Consider the following 15,329-nt stretch of genomic DNA (forward strand, 5'->3'; position numbering starts at 1 on the left):
TGGAACCATGACCCAACCCGATTCGAGCTACAACGACGACCTGCGGCTGGCCCATGTGCTGGCCGATTCCGTCGATTCCCTGACAATGGAGCGGTTCAAGGCGCTGGACCTCCAGGTGGAGACCAAACCCGACCTGAGCCCAGTCACCGATGCCGACAAAGCCGCCGAGGAAGCAATCCGTGGGCAGCTCTCCCGCTCCCGGCCCCGCGACGCCGTCCTCGGCGAAGAATTCGGCAGCACGGGCCACGGCTCGAGGCGTTGGATCATCGATCCCATCGATGGGACCAAGAACTTCGTGCGCGGCGTACCCGTCTGGGCTACGCTCATCGCCCTCGTGGACGAGGGCGAAGTAGTAGTGGGGCTCGTGAGCGCTCCGGCGCTCGGCAAGCGTTGGTGGGCGGCCAAGGGCTCCGGCGCCTACATGGGCCGGTCGCTGGCCGCCGCCACCCGGTTGAAAGTTTCCAACGTGTCCCGGCTCGAAGACGCCTCGCTTTCCTACTCCGAGCTTTCCGAGTGGAAGCAGCACGGGAAGCTGGACAACTTCCTGGGCCTCGAGAACGATGTCTGGCGCAGCCGTGCGTACGGCGATTTCTGGTCCTACTGCCTCGTTGCCGAGGGTGCCGTGGACATCGCGGCCGAACCCGAACTCCAGGTCTACGACATGGCCGCCCTAGTGCCGATCGTGACCGAGGCAGGCGGACGCTTCACATCCCTGGATGGCGCGGACGGCCCCTTCGGGGGAAACGCCGTCGCCACTAACTCGATCCTGCACTCCGAGGTCCTCAAGAGGCTCAACCCCGAACTCGACGACCTTCTGTAGCCCCTCCTGTTCACTGAATAAACGACGGCGGACGTCCCCTTTTGGGGGCGTCCGCTGCTTTTTCTTCGGCTGAAGGCACATTTTTCGGGCGGTGTAACAATCCGCTTAACAATCGCGGTCACATTGGAACCCGCCTCGCCGGTGTCCTACTCTCTTTACAGGTCACGAGTGCCAGCGCGAAACCCCGGTTTGCTGGCCGGCAACCCTCCATCGCGGCGGGGTGCCCCGGGTGACGACCCGGCCGGTCCGGAACGGATGCGGCAAGCGCGGACCCCCTGCACGCAGGGGTCCCTCTTGAGTGAGGTCCCATGAGCACAGCCACAATTACTTCCACGGCTCTTTCGCAGCACCACGAAACCGCACAGCAGCTGCCTCGGGCATCCCGCCCGCTGGCCGCGGTCACCGGCGCGGAGTTGCAGGCACCCCTGATCCAGGGCGGCCACATCCGCTACGCCAACCTTGACTACGGCGCATCCGCACCTGCCCTGACGGTTGTTTCCGCGTACCTCAACGAGATCCTGCCGTACTACGCGAGTGTGCACCGCGGCGCAGGCTACGCCTCCCAAATCAGCACCTCCGTCTACGAAAACGCCCGCAACATCGTCCGTGACTTTGTTGGCGGACGGCCGGACGATTCCGTCATTTTCACGCGCAACACCACCGATTCCCTCAATCTCCTGGCCGGCTGCTTGCCGGTCACAGACGGCAAGCACACCGACGAAGTCCTTTACCTGGACATCGAGCACCACGCAAACCTGCTGCCGTGGCAAGGCGTCCCCCACCGAAGCATTGTTGCCGCGGAAACCTTGTCGGAGACCGTAGCCAATGTCCGCACAGCCCTCTCCCATGGTGGCGTCAGCCTCCTGGCTGTCACCGGCGCGTCGAATGTGACCGGCGAAATCCTGCCCATCAAGGAACTAGCTGCCTTGGCCCACGAATTCGGGGCGCGGATTGTGGTGGACGCGGCGCAACTTGCCCCGCATCGCCGCATCAACATCGCCGCCGCGGATGTCGACTACTTGGTTTTCTCGGGGCACAAGCTTTATGCACCGTTCGGCGCGGGTGTCCTGGTGGGCCGTCCCGACTGGCTCGACGCCGGCACGCCGCATCTGGCAGGAGGCGGCGCCGTCCGGGAGGCGCGCCTCGATTCCGTCAGCTGGGCCACGGGACCGGCCAGGCACGAAGGCGGCTCGCCGAACGTTCTCGGTGCGGCCACCCTCGCCCGGGCCACACAAGTCATCGCCAGCCTCGACCACGACGAATGGCACGCCCACGAGGCCGCCATCCGCTCACACCTGGTCGAAGGCCTCAAGGAAATCGACGGCGTGACCGTGCACCAGATCTTCAGCGACACGGATCCCGAGGACACCATCGGCGTCGTGAACTTCTCGCTCCAGGGCTACGACGCCGGACTTGTGGCGGCCTATCTCGCGGCCGAGCACGGCATTGGCCTGCGCGACGGGCGCTTCTGCGCCCACCCGCTGCTCAAGCGCCTCGGCCTTCCCTCCGGATCCCTCCGGGCCAGTTTCGGCGTAGGGTCGCGTTTGGAAGACGCCACCCGGCTCATCGCGGGCATCCAGGCGCTCAAGAGCAATGGCCTCGGTTGGGACTACGTGGTGGACGCCGGCCGTTGGGTGCCCGCGAACGATCACCGCAGCTACCCGGAATGGGCTCCCAACACTCCCGGGACCGCGGGCGCAGCTCCGTGCAGCACCGACTGATTGCGGTAGATTCGTAGGGTATTTTTTCCTGTCCTACGAAGGAGTTTCCGCGTGGCCCCGCGACCCAAAGGCACGTCAGCCGGCCCCAAGCTCTATGAGGAACGGCGCCTTGAACTCGGTCAGAGTTTCCAGGACGGCGGAGAGCACTATGACCGTGTCCGGCCCGGATACCCCGCGGATTCAGCTGACTGGCTGCTGCCGGAAGGCGCGCGGGACGCGGCAGACATCGGCGCGGGCACCGGAAAGTTCACATCGCTCCTCGTCGAGCGCGGGCTGGCGGTGTCCGCAGTGGACCCCTCCACGGACATGCTCACGCAACTGCGCAAAACGTATCCACAAGTGATCGCCCTGGAGGGTACGGCCGAGGCAACTGGACTGGCGGACTCAGCATTCGACGTCGTCAGCGTTGCGCAGGCCTGGCACTGGTGCGATCCCCTCGCCGCCAGCACCGAGATCGCCCGGATCCTTCGGCCCCAGGGTGTGATCGGCTTGATCTGGAACCAGCTGGACACGTCGGTGCCCTGGGTCCATCGTTTGTCTCGCATCATGCATGCCGGCGATGTCCACAAACCGGACTTCCGGCCTGTGGTGGGCCGGGAGTTCGCCGGCCTCGAAAGCCATGTGACGCGTTGGGAGGATCCCGTGACTCCGGCGGACATCCTCGAACTCGTGAAGTCGCGCAGTTACTACCTGAGGGCGAATGAGACCACCCGGGCCAAGGTGACGCGCAATCTCGAGTGGTACCTTTTCGAGCATCTGGGCCATGCCGAGGGCGAGGTCATCCCCTTGCCCTATCTCACGCAGAGCTGGCGGGCGCGGAAAGCCTGATGCGGCCGGTTCACGATAGGCTTGGAACCGTGAAGACCAGTGCGCCCTCCTCCTCGATCGAGGACTACGTCAAGGTCATCTACTCCTTCACGGAGTGGCAGGACAAACCCATCACGTCCTCACAGCTCGCGCAACGGCTCGGCGTCGCCAATTCCTCCGTCTCGGAGATGGTCCGCAAGCTCAAGGACCAAGGCCTGGTGGACCACCAGCCCTACAGCGCCATTTCCTTGACCCCCCGGGGAATGCAGCTTGCCCTGGGCATGGTCCGCCGCCACCGCCTGATCGAGACCTACCTCGTGAGGGAGTTGGGCTACAGCTGGGACGAAGTCCATGACGAGGCCGAGATGCTCGAACACGCCGTTTCGGACACCTTCATCGATCGCATGGCCACCAAGCTGGGCAACCCCGGACGCGATCCCCATGGGGACCCCATCCCTGCCGCGGACGGTTCGGTGAGCCTGCCGCATGCGCACCGCATGATCGAGCTCGACGACGGCCATTCCGGCAAGATCACGCGGATCAGCGACGAAAACCCGGAGTTGCTGCGGTACTTGTCCGCAGAGGAAATCGACCTCGACGCCACCATCCAGGTGATTGGCCGCAAGCCGTTCGGTGGTGCCCTGGTGGTCCGGATCGGAAAGGGTCCGGGCAGCCGCGACTATGATCTCGCGGATGAGGTCGCCTCGGCGCTCTGGGTGGCCACCGACGTCGAACACGACGGCTGCGTCCTCGCGGAACACTAACGAAGCCCTGTTGTGGAAGGCGCTGTTCAGGCGCGCTGGGCAGCCGTCCCGCCGTCGTCGGGCGCTTGACCTTCGGGAGAGTCCACTACAGCAGCGCCCAGCACCGGGTTCCGGATCCCGACGGCGGATGCCACCGCCCCGAGGAAGAACAGCACGGCCGTGACCACGACGGCGTTCATGAGGCCTTGGCGGCTGAAGACCGGGCCGATGATGAGCCCGGCAAACGCGATGCAGATCAGGCCTGCGATACGGGCAACAGCGTTGTTCACTGCGGAACCGATCCCTGCCTCTTCCGTGGGTACCGCGCCGAGGATGGCCGCGGTGAGGGGCGCCACCAAGGTGCTCAGGCCGATCCCGAAGACGATCTGCCCGGGCAGCACTTGCGTCCAGTAGTTCAAGGGCTCCTGGACGGCCAAGGTCATGAGGAAACCGATTCCGCAAATGAATGGTCCGGCCGTCATGAACCACCGCGGACCGTATTTGCCGGCCAGCCCGCCGAAGAATGAGGCCGTGAGCATCAGGAGGACCGTCGCGGGGAGCAACGCGATGCCCGCCGTGGTGGCCTTCATCCCTCCCACCTGCTGCAAGTAGATGCCCACGGCGAAGAAGCCCAATGACAGGGCGCCGTAAATGGCGAGCGTGGCAATGTTTCCCCAGCCGAAATTTCGGATGCCGAAGAGCCTCAGGGGCAGCATCGGTTCAGGGGTCCTGGCCTCGTGGACCAGGAAGAGGACCAGGCCGACGGCTCCGAGGGCGAGCGGCATCCAGACCACCATGTTGCCCCAGCCCATGCGCCCTTGTTCGATGAAGGCGTAGACAGGGCCACCGAGTCCCACCATGGCAAGGAACGCGCCGAGGTAGTCGATCTTCTTGCTCGTGTCCGTGGCGGCATCGGACTTCCGCAGCCCGGCGAGGATCGGCCAGACGGCGACGGCCGGAATCACATTGATGAAGAAGATGACGCGCCAGGACAGCAGATCGACCGATGCGCCGCCGATCAGCGGCGCGACGATGGCGGCCGCGCTGGTCCAACCGGACCATTGGCCGATTGCCTTGGACTGCGCGGGACCGGAAAAGAACGTGACGATCATGGCAAGCGAACTCGGGACAAGCAGGGCACCGGCGATCCCCTGGAGGGCGCGCGATACCACCAGCACCTCGCCGTTCCAGGCGAGGCCGCAGGTGACGGAGGTGAGGGTGAAACCGGCGAGTCCCCATTCCAGGATGCGTGCACGGCCGAAGTGGTCGGACAGGGATCCCGCGACCAGGATCAGCGCGCCCAAGGTCAACAAGTAGGCATCCACCACCCATTGCTGGATGACAAGCCCACCACCCAGCTCGCGGCCAATCGCCGGGAGCGCGAGGTTCACCACGAAGCCATCCAAAATGGCGATGAAGGAAGCCACAATAGCCACAACAAGGACCCGCTTTTGAAGCGGGGTGCTTGGCTGCAGGGCCGCTGCGTCGGTCATGAGCACAGCCTACGCCTGCTTGTCAGCTCCCGTCCGGATTCCTGCCCGATCCTGCCGCGGCGAAAGTCCCGTATCGTTGAATGGTGATTAGCAGACGTGACGCCGCACTGGCCCTTGATATTTCGATGGAAATGGCCCAACGCCACGGCATCCCCTCCAGGCTTTCACAAGCCGAGCTGAACGAACTGCAAGACAATCCGCCCCAGTGGCTCGTCCAATCCCGCGCCAACCGCACCGGCAAGCGCCCTGTCTGGGTCCACTTGAGCTGCGTCGTGTGCGGCTACACAGAGGCCGCGCGTCCCAAGAAATGGTGGCCGGAGTTCACCTACGTCTTCTGTGGCCACCACCGGAACAGCGAGGTTCCCGGAATCCTGCCCGGCGAAGTCCGCAGCGAGTACGAAGGAATCGGCTCCCGGTTCGTGGGCGTCGTGGACGTCCCGGCTCCGAAGGCTGGCCACTAGGCCGTCCGGCTGTCGGTTGATTTCGGGTGAAACAGGCGTAGCTTACAAGGAGAGGGCCTTTCAGGACCCTCTTTGCAGGATCTGCAGGGAAGATCCGTAGTTAGGGAGCATGACATGCCTGACAAAGCGCCTCACCAGCACGAGACGAAGAAGAGCATCAAGTCCATCAAGGAGAAACGGGCAGTGAAGCGTGCCAAGCACGAATCCGACGCCGCAGTGGATCCGGTGGCCCATTTGAGGATGCGGAAGAAGTAGCAAAAAAGCCGGAGCCAGCTTGGCTCCGGCTTTTTCGCGGACTGGCTCCATCAGGTCCGCGGCTCCTCATGAATCCGCGTCAGTCATTTCACTGGGAACTGCCACAATTGCGTGGATTTTTCCGTCCCGGAGGACCGTCAGGAAGAACGGCTCCCCGATGGCCTGCGAAAACAAGAGTTTTTGAAGGCTCTCGGCACTGGATACGGCCCGCGACTGAGCACTGAGCACAAGGTCGCCCGCGAGCAGTCCTGCCCGCTCCGCGGGAGATTCGGCGATGACTTCCACCACCCGCAGCGCTTCCTTCTGGCCTGTCCGGATCACCGCACTCGCGTCCAACGGAATAGGGGTGCTCACCAAGCCAAGGTATGCCCGGCGGACCCGGCCGTCCTTCAACAGGGCGGCGATGATCCGCTGGGTGGTGGTGTTGATGGGCACTGCGAGTCCGAGGCCCAAACCGGCCACGGCGGTGTTGATTCCCACAATCCGCCCTTTGGCGTCGGCCAGGGCTCCCCCGGAATTGCCTGGATTCAACGCAGCGTCGGTCTGGATGACGTCCTCGATGACCCTGCTGTGCCGTCCGGACCTGACCGGGATGGAGCGCCCGAGCCCGCTGACGACGCCTGCGGTCACTGATCCTGCCAGCCCCAGCGGGTTGCCCACGGCAATCACCAATTGGCCTACGTGCAGCGACTCCGCGTTGCCCAGGATGGCCGGCGGCGGCGTGTGGCGCCCGCGGACAATGGCGAGATCAGACAAAGGATCCGCACCGACGAGTTCGACGTCGGTGTGGGTTCCGTCAGCGAAGATTGCCCGCCCGGAGCGGAGACCCGAGACCACGTGCGCGTTGGTCAGCATGTAGCCGTCCCCCGTGAACACGACAGCCGATCCGCTTCCAATCCTGACTTGGCCGTTCCTGCGGGCGCTGCTCATCTCCAAAGCTGCAACATGCGGCGTGACCGTCTCTGCGACGTGCATCACTGTCCGCGAGTAGGCGTCCAAGGCTTCGTCATCTGACGGGGCGTCAGGGATGTCCTCGGGAAAAACTTGTTCCGGCAACGTACTCATCGTGCACCTCCTGTAACCGGTGGTGTCTATATCAACGAATACGCTGCTTCGGTTAGTCCGTTCCGTCCTACGCCGTGGGTGAACTCTGCCACTGCACGCCGACACGGTGAGTGCCGCCGTCGTTACCTTCTTTGAACTGGTTAACAACCACACTCGACGGACCGCAACAGCGGTCGCGTACGAATCCCCGAAAACAAGTAGGGACCACTCAAGACGGCAACCGCCCGCAGTCCTATGGTGTCGGTCAGCGTCCATGCGACAACAGATGGGCGGATTGCAACGACTGGGCTCAGACCGGCGAGGGGTCGCAGCCAATAAGGCAAGGGGGCTTGCTGAATGGACTACCCACAGTTCAAAAACCGGGGTCGGTGCATCGCCTACGCAAACCATCAGGAGAAAGACTGACTCCTCAGCGGGCCCGCCTTCCGGCCTAGGCAGGCAGGGCAACGGCCTTTCGTAGTACAAGCGGGACGCAGCCGACGGGCTGAGATTGGGGCGAACGTGGACGGGCAACAATGGATTTGGGTCGTGATGGTCCTCATCGGAGCCGCAGTGGTAGCCGTTGTGATGGTCTTTGGACACCGGCGACTGAGGCTGGTTGATCGCAAGAGCACTGCCAAACATCGCAACGGGGAACCTGGAAGTTCAACGGACAACGTCGAGAACTCGGATGACGAGCCCGCGGCCCGAAGTCCGAACCATTAAGATCACCCGGGAATGGAACGTCGAATCTTCGGCGGGATCACGATCCGAGGCAAAGAAGCACAACGTCAAATAAAAACACCCCGGTCCGAAGACCGGGGTGTTTTCAGTGAGACGGTTTGTTCGTGCGCCGTGGTTAGAGGAAGTAACCCGAGACATCCGCAATGAGTTGGGCGGTGCCGCCGGAGCGATTGTACAGATTGACCTTGCCATCCGGTCCAATTGGAATGGTGACGCTGTTGGGGACAATCTGGCCGGTGGCGTAGTTCAGATTCGACGCGTTCGGGAGTGCCGCCCCGGAGGGATAGGCCGTGACAAAACCGAAGGACGTCGAGTTGGCCACCGTAAGGTTGAAAATCGTCGCAGCGGCAGTAGCTGGGACTCCGCCCACGCCACCCACCTGGAAGGAGATTGTTCCGTCCCCTGCCACCGCCGTGGCGTTCCTTGTATCAAGGAACCTCGTTGGGGCGATCGGCTCGAACGTACCCGGGAGCGTTGCTACGCCCGACAGGTAATATCCCGAGACGTCGACGATCAATTGCGCAGTGCCACTGGACTGGTTGTACAGTATGACCTTGCCGTCCGCTCCGACCGGGACCGTCACCCTGTTCGGGACGATTTGCCCGGTGGCGTAGTTCAGGTTGGATGCATTTGGCCTCAGGGTTCCCGAGGCATAGGCGGCAACAAACCCGAATGACGTCGAGTTCGCGACCGTCAGGTTGAAGGTCACGGCCGACACGTTTGCCGGGACTCCGCTCACTCCCCCAACCTGGACCGAAACGGTGCCGTTCGGAGCCACGGGCGTTGGGGTGTTCCTGGTATCAAGGAACCTGGTTGGCGCGATCGGCTGGAATGCGCCTGCGGCGGCCGCTGTTCCTGCGACGTAGTACCCGGAAACGTCTGCTATCAGTTGTGCCGTGCCGCTGGACCGGTTGTACAGCGTGACCTTGCCGTCGGCCCCGACCGGAACCGTGACGCTATTCGGGATAATTTGTCCCGTGTCATAATTCAGGTTCGATGCGTTAGGTCTCACGGTGCCGGAGGCGTAGGCCGTGACGAACCCGAATGAGGTTGAGTTCGCGACCGTCAGGTTGAACGTCACCGCGGCGATGCTTGCCGGTATTCCGTTCACTCCAGCGACCTGGAATGAGACGGTCCCGTCGGGAGCCACCGGGCCGCTGCTGGTCCTCGTGTCGAGCAAGCGCATCGGGGTCAACGGCTCGAACGCGCCGGGCGGCAATACTGCTTCCGTCAGGCTGTAGTCATCGGTAACCAGTGTTCCCAGGCTGGTAAGGGTCAGTGCCATGGTCATGGCGGTGGCGCCGGCAGGCACGGGTGGAGAGGTATAGGTGACCTGGGTGTAGGCCGCGGAGGCAGGATAGAGCGGACTCGACGTCCAATACTGCCAGTTGCCCTGACCCAGCCTGTAGTAGAGCTCGAATTGGGTATTCGCCGTCGAGTTGTACCAGGCCGACATCGTGTATCTCTTGCCCGGCGTCACGGTCGGGGTGCATTGGCCCGTATCAAGCGGTGGCAATATTTTGGCATCACCGTCCAGGTAGGTGGTCATGACCAGTTGTTCGGCGGCAGTCCCGGTGTGGGCCCCGGTTACCGTGCTGTAGGTGTAGGTGTTGTTGCCGTAGCCTCCCGGAACCCAGCACGAAGGCGCCCCTCCGGCGACGGGGCCGGCGGTCTCAAAACCGGGATTGCGGAGAAGATTTCCGGAGGTGATGGGCGCCGGCGGCGGCGGCCCGGCCGGGTTGGTCTTGACAGTGCCGCCGATCACTTGGTCGACGGTCTTGACAATGATCCGGCCTGCGGCCTGCTCGGCCACCAGGAAGTCAATGAGGGCATTGAAGTTTGCGGTGCTCACGTTGAGCGGATTGTTCGCGATGTTGATGTGGTGGAAGGTGTATTGCATCCAGCCGCCGCCGGGCTCGGCTTTGAGGGTCAGGTCCTTCAGGTTCTGAAGTGTCCACGTGCTGTCGATCTGGTCCGGTGCCTTCGTCAGATATGGGTCGGCTGGCGGCATGGTTTCGGAGAGCGGCATGCCGGCCGATGCGGGGATCTGGCTTGCAATGTCACCCAATCCACGGGCGCTGTTGTAGCCGCAACTTTGGACAATCGTCTCTATGGCCGGGGTGGACGAGGCATAGGGGTACGCAAAGTTCGTTACGCGCAACCCCATGTTCGTCAGGTTTGTGCGGTCATCGCAAACCTGACGGGTAACCTCACCCGCGTCAGCCTGGGCGAGGTCGGGGTGGGTCACCGTGTGCCCCCCGATCTCGTTACCCGCTGCCTGAAGCGCGAGTGCCTGAGCAGTCGTCATGTGCAGGGAGTCAGAGTTCAGGAAGCCTGACGGAGTGAAGAATGTTCCGTGAAGGCCCTTCGAATTCATGTAGGCAGCGGCTGCCATCTGATCCACGTGGGCGTCATCAAAAGTAAGGGTCACAGTGACGAGGCTTGCCGCCTGGGCTGCCGGCGCCAGCAGGACCGCGTTGAAGAATGTCGCAAGGACAAGCACCACTGTGCCGATGGCCGTGGCTGCGGTGCCACGGGACTTGAGAATTTTCCACCACTCGAGTATTTTCCACGGCTGGCCCCGCTCGGGCACTGAGGCAACCGTCCACCGGTCTGCCCCCACAGAAGTATTTTGGACTGGCGCGTCATTCTGCCTTGATCGTTTCATAGGACCGAACTCGTTTCACAAATGCGGTTCGTCCCCCATGTCCTGCCCGGATATGGCCCGAACGAAACCGGAACGGGCATTCTCACTGCCGGCCACCCACACCCACAAGTGATCGACCCTCCCCAAAATACTGTCGTTCCCACACAGCGACTTGAGTGTCGGCTACCTGTCTTTCGGACACGCCACTCGGTTTCGTCCGGGTCTCCCGCGCAGCGAGTAGCGGAGCTCTGCCCGGTTCGGAAACCGGCAGGGCTGACAGGCTAGTCGCGAACGTGAGCGGCGTGTACAGTCGGTTTTCGCAGCCCCTTCCGGTGTCCCCGACCGGGTCCGAGGAGTAAGGAGTGACTGTGACGCTGCCTGCAGTCGACAAACGCGAACAGCCGGGACGCGAGCACGGAAGTCCGTCACGTGCTTTCACGTCGAAGTCTGCCGCCGGTCTCATCGTCGGGCTCGCCCTCATTGCACTGTTCGCGGCCGTCCGGGTGCTGGCATCATCAACGCCGGAGGTCTTTGCTCTACCCAACGCTGCCCGCGACTTCGCCACACTGTCGATCAGCGTCGTCGTCGAGTCCCTGCCGTTCGTTTTCCTCGGGATCGTCCTCTCGATCGCTGTCCAGGTCTGGCTGCCGGAGGGCATGCTGCTCCGCCGCCTGCCGCGGAGCCCGGTGCTGCGGAGGCTCGTCCTGTCGCTTTTGGGAATGCTGCTGCCTGTTTGCGAATGCGGCAATGTTCCGCTTGCCCGGGGTCTGGTGGTCAACGGCCTGACGGTTGCGGAATCGATGACTTTCCTGTTCGCGGCACCCATCCTGAACCCCGTCACCATCGTCACCACCGCGCAGGCGTTTGGTTGGGACAACGGCATCCTGGCCTCCCGTGTCCTGGGCGGCTTCTTCATCGCCAACCTTGTCGGTTGGATCTACAGCCGGCATCCGCGGCCAGGTGAGCTGCTGACCGCCCGGTTCCAGGAGACATGTTCAATAGCAGACCACCACGCCGGCTCTGCCGGAAGGATCAGGCGCAGCGTGCAGATGTTCGCCCAGGAGACACGCGCAATGATGCCTGCACTGTTTGTTGGTGCAGGCATGGCGGGGCTGATCCAAGTTGCCGTTTCCCGCGAAGTGCTGGTCGCCTTGGGTAGCAACCCGGTCTGGTCTGTCTTGGCATTGATGGTGTTGGCTTTCGTCGTTGCGATCTGCTCAAACGTGGATGCCTTCTTTATCCTGTCTTTCGGAGCAACCTTCATGCCGGGGGGCATTGTGGCTTTCCTCGTCTTCGGGCCCATGATCGATGTGAAAATGCTCGCCCTGATGCGCACCACGTTCACCGCGAAAACCCTCCTTCAGCTCAGCCTGCTGGTGGCACTTTGCGCGGCGGTCCTCGGATTGGCGGTCAACTATGGTCATTAGGCGGCTCGTGGGCCGGTGGCAGGGCGTGGTCCTCAGCCTGATCGGCCTCATCGCAACGATCTGGCTGGGCGTGTCAGGGCAGCTTGCCTTGTATATCCATCCGCGGTATTTCGTGTTCACGGTCATCATGGCCGTGATCGCAGGAGTACTTGCCCTCGCGGCCTTCGCCTTTGCTCCCGGCACCCAAGACGGGCACGAGCACACCGATGAGCCCGGTTCGCGATGGGGCTGGCTGTGGCCAGTCGGAAGCGTGCTGACCATCATCGCCGCAGTCGTCGCCTTACTCATCCTGCCGCCGTCGACCCTTACTACTGCCACCGTCGCGCAACGGGACCTCAACGGTTCGGCATCCGCCCTGACCCTGAAAGCCCCCGCTCTGCCCGGAAAGGGAGACTACTCCGCTTTCACGGTGAGGGACTGGGCATCGTTGCTTCGGTCCGGCGCGGGGCAGGACTTTTTTGCCGACAAGACTGCCACCGTGACCGGGTTCATCAGCGCGGACAAGACAGATCCAAATGTATTCTTCGTGACCCGTTTCGTAGTGACCTGCTGCGCCGTCGATGCCCAGCCGATCGGTGTTCCGGTCTATCATCCCGGCTGGCAGAACGAGTACAAAACCGACAGCTGGGTCACCGTCACCAGCAGCTTCCGTGCCAACCCCAATGCGGCCAGCCGGGAGTCAATCGTTCTGATACCGGACTCCATCAAGCCCACCACACAGCCGGCACAGCCCTATGTCTACTAAGCGCCGTCCCGTCTCAGCCAAGCGGGCCGCGGCCATTGCTGCCGCAGCAGAGCTACTGGCCGGACGCCGTTTTGCCCGGCGCCTCTACGGCGCCATCGCGATCCTTGCCGTCCTTGCCGGCGGGTTGACCGTAGCAAACCTTTCGAAGCTACCGCACCCCCATTCCACGTCGGCCCTGGCCCGCTCGGCCACTCCGGCCGCCTTCTCGCTGTACACCCTGCAGAGGGACACCGGCAAAGACAACTCAGGCCTGAAGAAGCCGGACACGATCCTCGGCTCAAGCCTCTCCGGAAGCGATCAGGGCACCGTCATTCTCAGTGCCCCCCGCATCCAGGAGTATGCTGCCCTGCCGTCCGCCCTCGCCGTCGTCACCGTCAACGATGACAACACCAGCTCACTTGAGATGGTCCCGCTCACCGGCGGCCCGCCGACGCTCGTTCCTTTGCCAAGCCTCGGGACGGTGGCCAACCTTCACGCGGCAGGATCCAATCACCTCATAGGCTTCACGTTCACCGCTTCTTCTGCCACTGGCCAGTACTGGAAAACGCTCTTTGTCTACGACGTCGACAAACCGTCGTCCGCTCCGTGGGCTGTCCAGGGCATCCACGGTCCGGTCACTGCGACGGACTGGCGCTTTGTTCCCGGCGCCGCCACCTTGGTGGCGCAGGCAGACGACCAATCCATCTTCCTCATCGACCCGCTCGACTCCGGCAAGGTGTCCCCTTTGGGCACGCATGCCGGAATCCTCGGATTCCCCGGGACGAACGAGCTTGCGGTGAGCGACCCGGGGCTGAAGGTGGGCGTCGACCCGCCACGGTATTCGACCATCAATCTCTCCAACGGTGCACTCACGCCGGCGACCCTCGCGGGAGGCGCCGCCCCGGAGAACAACCAAAGCGCCACGACCACCGTGGGCCAGCCCGTGGTCCTCGACGGTTCGGGGCAGTTTGCGCAGGTGGTGAGAAAGTTCGACGCCGGAAAGGAGACCTCATTGGTCAATCTCACCGACCGGAACGGATCGCGCGTGCTCTACCGGCCTGACGCTGCCTGGTCGCGCATCCTGGACACCTGTGTCTCACCGGCCAGCGATTACCTCGCCGTCGAAACAGCGGCACCCCAATATGCGGGCGACCAATACCCGGTCCGCCCCGAACCGACTCCCATGCGGACAGACCTCGTGGACTTGAAATCGGGCACTGTCGTGAAAAGCGTTCCCGGTTTCCTCCCCAGTTGGTGCGGGTGAACATACCCGGGCAACGGCCGGCCATCGTGGTCTGATGCTCCCGCGGGCAAAGAAAAACACCCCGGTCCGAAGACCGGGGTGTTACCGATGACCCGACTCATCCATGAGGGATGTCTCGACTCATCACAAAAAGTGGAGATGGGGGGAATTGAACCCCCGTCCGATGTCGTGTTGTCAGGGCTTCTCCGGGCGCAGTTCGCGTCGGACTTTCTCGGCCCCAGCTATCCTGCGAACAAGTAGCTGATCCGGGCCCAGTCATCTAAGAGTCCCGCTTGCCTCGATGACGAAGGCAAACAGCAGTGGCTATCTAAATGACGCCAGGATCCGGGGCAATAGCAACCTCGGGCTGACGGACTGTCTTACTGCTTAGGCAGCAAGAGCGAAGTCAGTGCGCTTAGAATTGGCACTTATTGGTTTGCAGACAGCGTTTACGAGATAATTCTGCATCCTCGGCCCGCTTCACCTGTCGCGACTAACATCGTCGAAACCGATCATCCCCGTATTTTGTTATCAATCCCCGCAGGACAACGACCGCCCGAAAACGACCACCTAAAAACCTGCCGGGTTAATCATCATAACGCATCGCGGCGCCCGAACATTCCGGGACACGCCTTGGCTGCCTACCCGCGTGGCGGCCTGGGGGAAATCAACGGCGGTTGCGCTCGCGCAGTTCGCGTAGCGATTCGCGCTTGTCCTGCTGCTCACGCAGGGTCTGCCGCTTGTCGTAATCTTTCTTGCCTCGAGCCAAGGCGATCTCGACTTTGGCGCGTCCATCCAGGAAGTACAGCTGGAGCGGCACTACGGTCAGCCCGGTCTCGCGGATCTTGCCGGAGATCTTGTTGAGTTCCTCGCGGTGAAGCAACAGCTTCCGACGGCGGCGCGCGGCGTGGTTGGTCCAGCTCCCCTGGTTGTACTCAGGGATATGGATGCCCTCCATCCACAACTCGTCATTGTAGAAGGTGCAGAAACCGTCGACCATCGATGCATGGCCTTCACGCAGGGACTTTACTTCGGTTCCCATGAGGGCAATGCCGGCCTCATAGGTATCCAATATGTGGTAGTCATGCCGAGCCTTGCGATTGGTGGCCACTACCTTACGGCCACTTTCCTTGGGCACGGTAGAACTCCTTGGTTGTCGAAGAATCACACTAGTCTACGCCAGCAGATCCCTGTCGTGCG

General features: G+C 62.8%; 13 protein-coding genes, 1 other RNA gene and 1 riboswitch. Of the genes, 9 read left to right on the plus strand and 5 right to left on the minus strand.

Going from position 1 to position 15,329, the window contains the following annotated elements; genetic code table 11:
• Positions 1–7 precede the first annotated feature (7 nt).
• The 4 genes from hisN (at position 8) to VLA65_RS04645 (ending at position 4,112) form a co-directional block, all read left to right on the plus strand.
• Complete coding sequence (hisN, locus tag VLA65_RS04630) at positions 8–820, plus strand: histidinol-phosphatase (RefSeq protein ID WP_078108436.1); 813 nt, start codon at positions 8–10, stop codon at positions 818–820.
• A gap of 160 nt (positions 821–980) precedes the next feature.
• A riboswitch (SAM riboswitch) is annotated at positions 981–1,093 on the plus strand.
• Positions 1,094–1,128: 35 nt separating this feature from the next.
• Positions 1,129–2,541: an aminotransferase class V-fold PLP-dependent enzyme gene (locus VLA65_RS04635; RefSeq protein ID WP_284988441.1), complete on the plus strand. Its 1,413-nt coding sequence runs from the start codon at positions 1,129–1,131 to the stop codon at positions 2,539–2,541.
• A 51-nt stretch (positions 2,542–2,592) separates the two neighbouring features.
• Positions 2,593–3,369, plus strand: a complete 777-nt coding sequence (locus tag VLA65_RS04640; protein ID WP_332601912.1) for a class I SAM-dependent methyltransferase — start codon at positions 2,593–2,595, stop codon at positions 3,367–3,369.
• 29 nt (positions 3,370–3,398) lie between these two features.
• Positions 3,399–4,112 (plus strand): metal-dependent transcriptional regulator, encoded by a 714-nt coding sequence (locus VLA65_RS04645; RefSeq protein WP_306960982.1) that lies wholly within the window; start codon positions 3,399–3,401, stop codon positions 4,110–4,112.
• A gap of 26 nt (positions 4,113–4,138) precedes the next feature.
• Here the strand turns inward: VLA65_RS04645 and VLA65_RS04650 are convergent, their stop codons facing one another.
• Positions 4,139–5,590 (minus strand): MFS transporter, encoded by a 1,452-nt coding sequence (locus VLA65_RS04650; RefSeq protein WP_441432446.1) that lies wholly within the window; start codon positions 5,588–5,590, stop codon positions 4,139–4,141.
• Between the two features lie 74 nt (positions 5,591–5,664).
• Here VLA65_RS04650 and VLA65_RS04655 point away from each other — a divergent pair, with 74 nt between their 5' ends.
• On the plus strand, positions 5,665–6,045 hold the full coding sequence (locus VLA65_RS04655) for a hypothetical protein (protein ID WP_253257134.1): 381 nt from the start codon (positions 5,665–5,667) through the stop codon (positions 6,043–6,045).
• A gap of 114 nt (positions 6,046–6,159) precedes the next feature.
• Positions 6,160–6,300: a hypothetical protein gene (locus VLA65_RS04660; protein WP_172465476.1), complete on the plus strand. Its 141-nt coding sequence runs from the start codon at positions 6,160–6,162 to the stop codon at positions 6,298–6,300.
• Positions 6,301–6,366: 66 nt separating this feature from the next.
• Here VLA65_RS04660 and VLA65_RS04665 read toward each other — a convergent pair whose 3' ends face one another.
• Both VLA65_RS04665 and VLA65_RS04670 read right to left on the minus strand, forming a co-directional pair.
• Positions 6,367–7,365: a S1C family serine protease gene (locus VLA65_RS04665; RefSeq protein ID WP_332601913.1), complete on the minus strand. Its 999-nt coding sequence runs from the start codon at positions 7,363–7,365 to the stop codon at positions 6,367–6,369.
• A gap of 838 nt (positions 7,366–8,203) precedes the next feature.
• Positions 8,204–10,711, minus strand: coding sequence for a polysaccharide deacetylase family protein (locus VLA65_RS04670; RefSeq protein WP_332601914.1), 2,508 nt, complete (start codon positions 10,709–10,711; stop codon positions 8,204–8,206).
• A gap of 398 nt (positions 10,712–11,109) precedes the next feature.
• Between VLA65_RS04670 and VLA65_RS04675 the strand changes: the two genes are divergently transcribed.
• From VLA65_RS04675 to VLA65_RS04685, 3 genes are read left to right on the plus strand one after another with little or no spacing between them, the layout of a single operon-like run.
• Complete coding sequence (locus VLA65_RS04675; RefSeq protein WP_442880217.1) at positions 11,110–12,162, plus strand: permease; 1,053 nt, start codon at positions 11,110–11,112, stop codon at positions 12,160–12,162.
• Positions 12,152–12,907, plus strand: a complete 756-nt coding sequence (locus tag VLA65_RS04680) for a TIGR03943 family putative permease subunit (protein ID WP_059387585.1) — start codon at positions 12,152–12,154, stop codon at positions 12,905–12,907. Before VLA65_RS04675 ends, VLA65_RS04680 begins: the two co-directional genes overlap by 11 nt.
• Complete coding sequence (locus tag VLA65_RS04685) at positions 12,897–14,150, plus strand: hypothetical protein (protein ID WP_332601916.1); 1,254 nt, start codon at positions 12,897–12,899, stop codon at positions 14,148–14,150. Before VLA65_RS04680 ends, VLA65_RS04685 begins: the two co-directional genes overlap by 11 nt.
• A 130-nt stretch (positions 14,151–14,280) precedes the next feature.
• Here the strand turns inward: VLA65_RS04685 and ssrA are convergent.
• Positions 14,281–14,649, minus strand: a transfer-messenger RNA (tmRNA) gene (gene ssrA / locus VLA65_RS04690).
• 147 nt (positions 14,650–14,796) lie between these two features.
• Complete coding sequence (smpB, locus tag VLA65_RS04695; RefSeq protein WP_028264808.1) at positions 14,797–15,267, minus strand: SsrA-binding protein SmpB; 471 nt, start codon at positions 15,265–15,267, stop codon at positions 14,797–14,799.
• Positions 15,268–15,329 lie beyond the last annotated feature (62 nt).

Source organism: Arthrobacter sp. S2(2024), from assembly GCF_036662515.1.
In the GTDB taxonomy this organism is placed as follows: Bacteria; Actinomycetota; Actinomycetes; order Actinomycetales; family Micrococcaceae; genus Arthrobacter.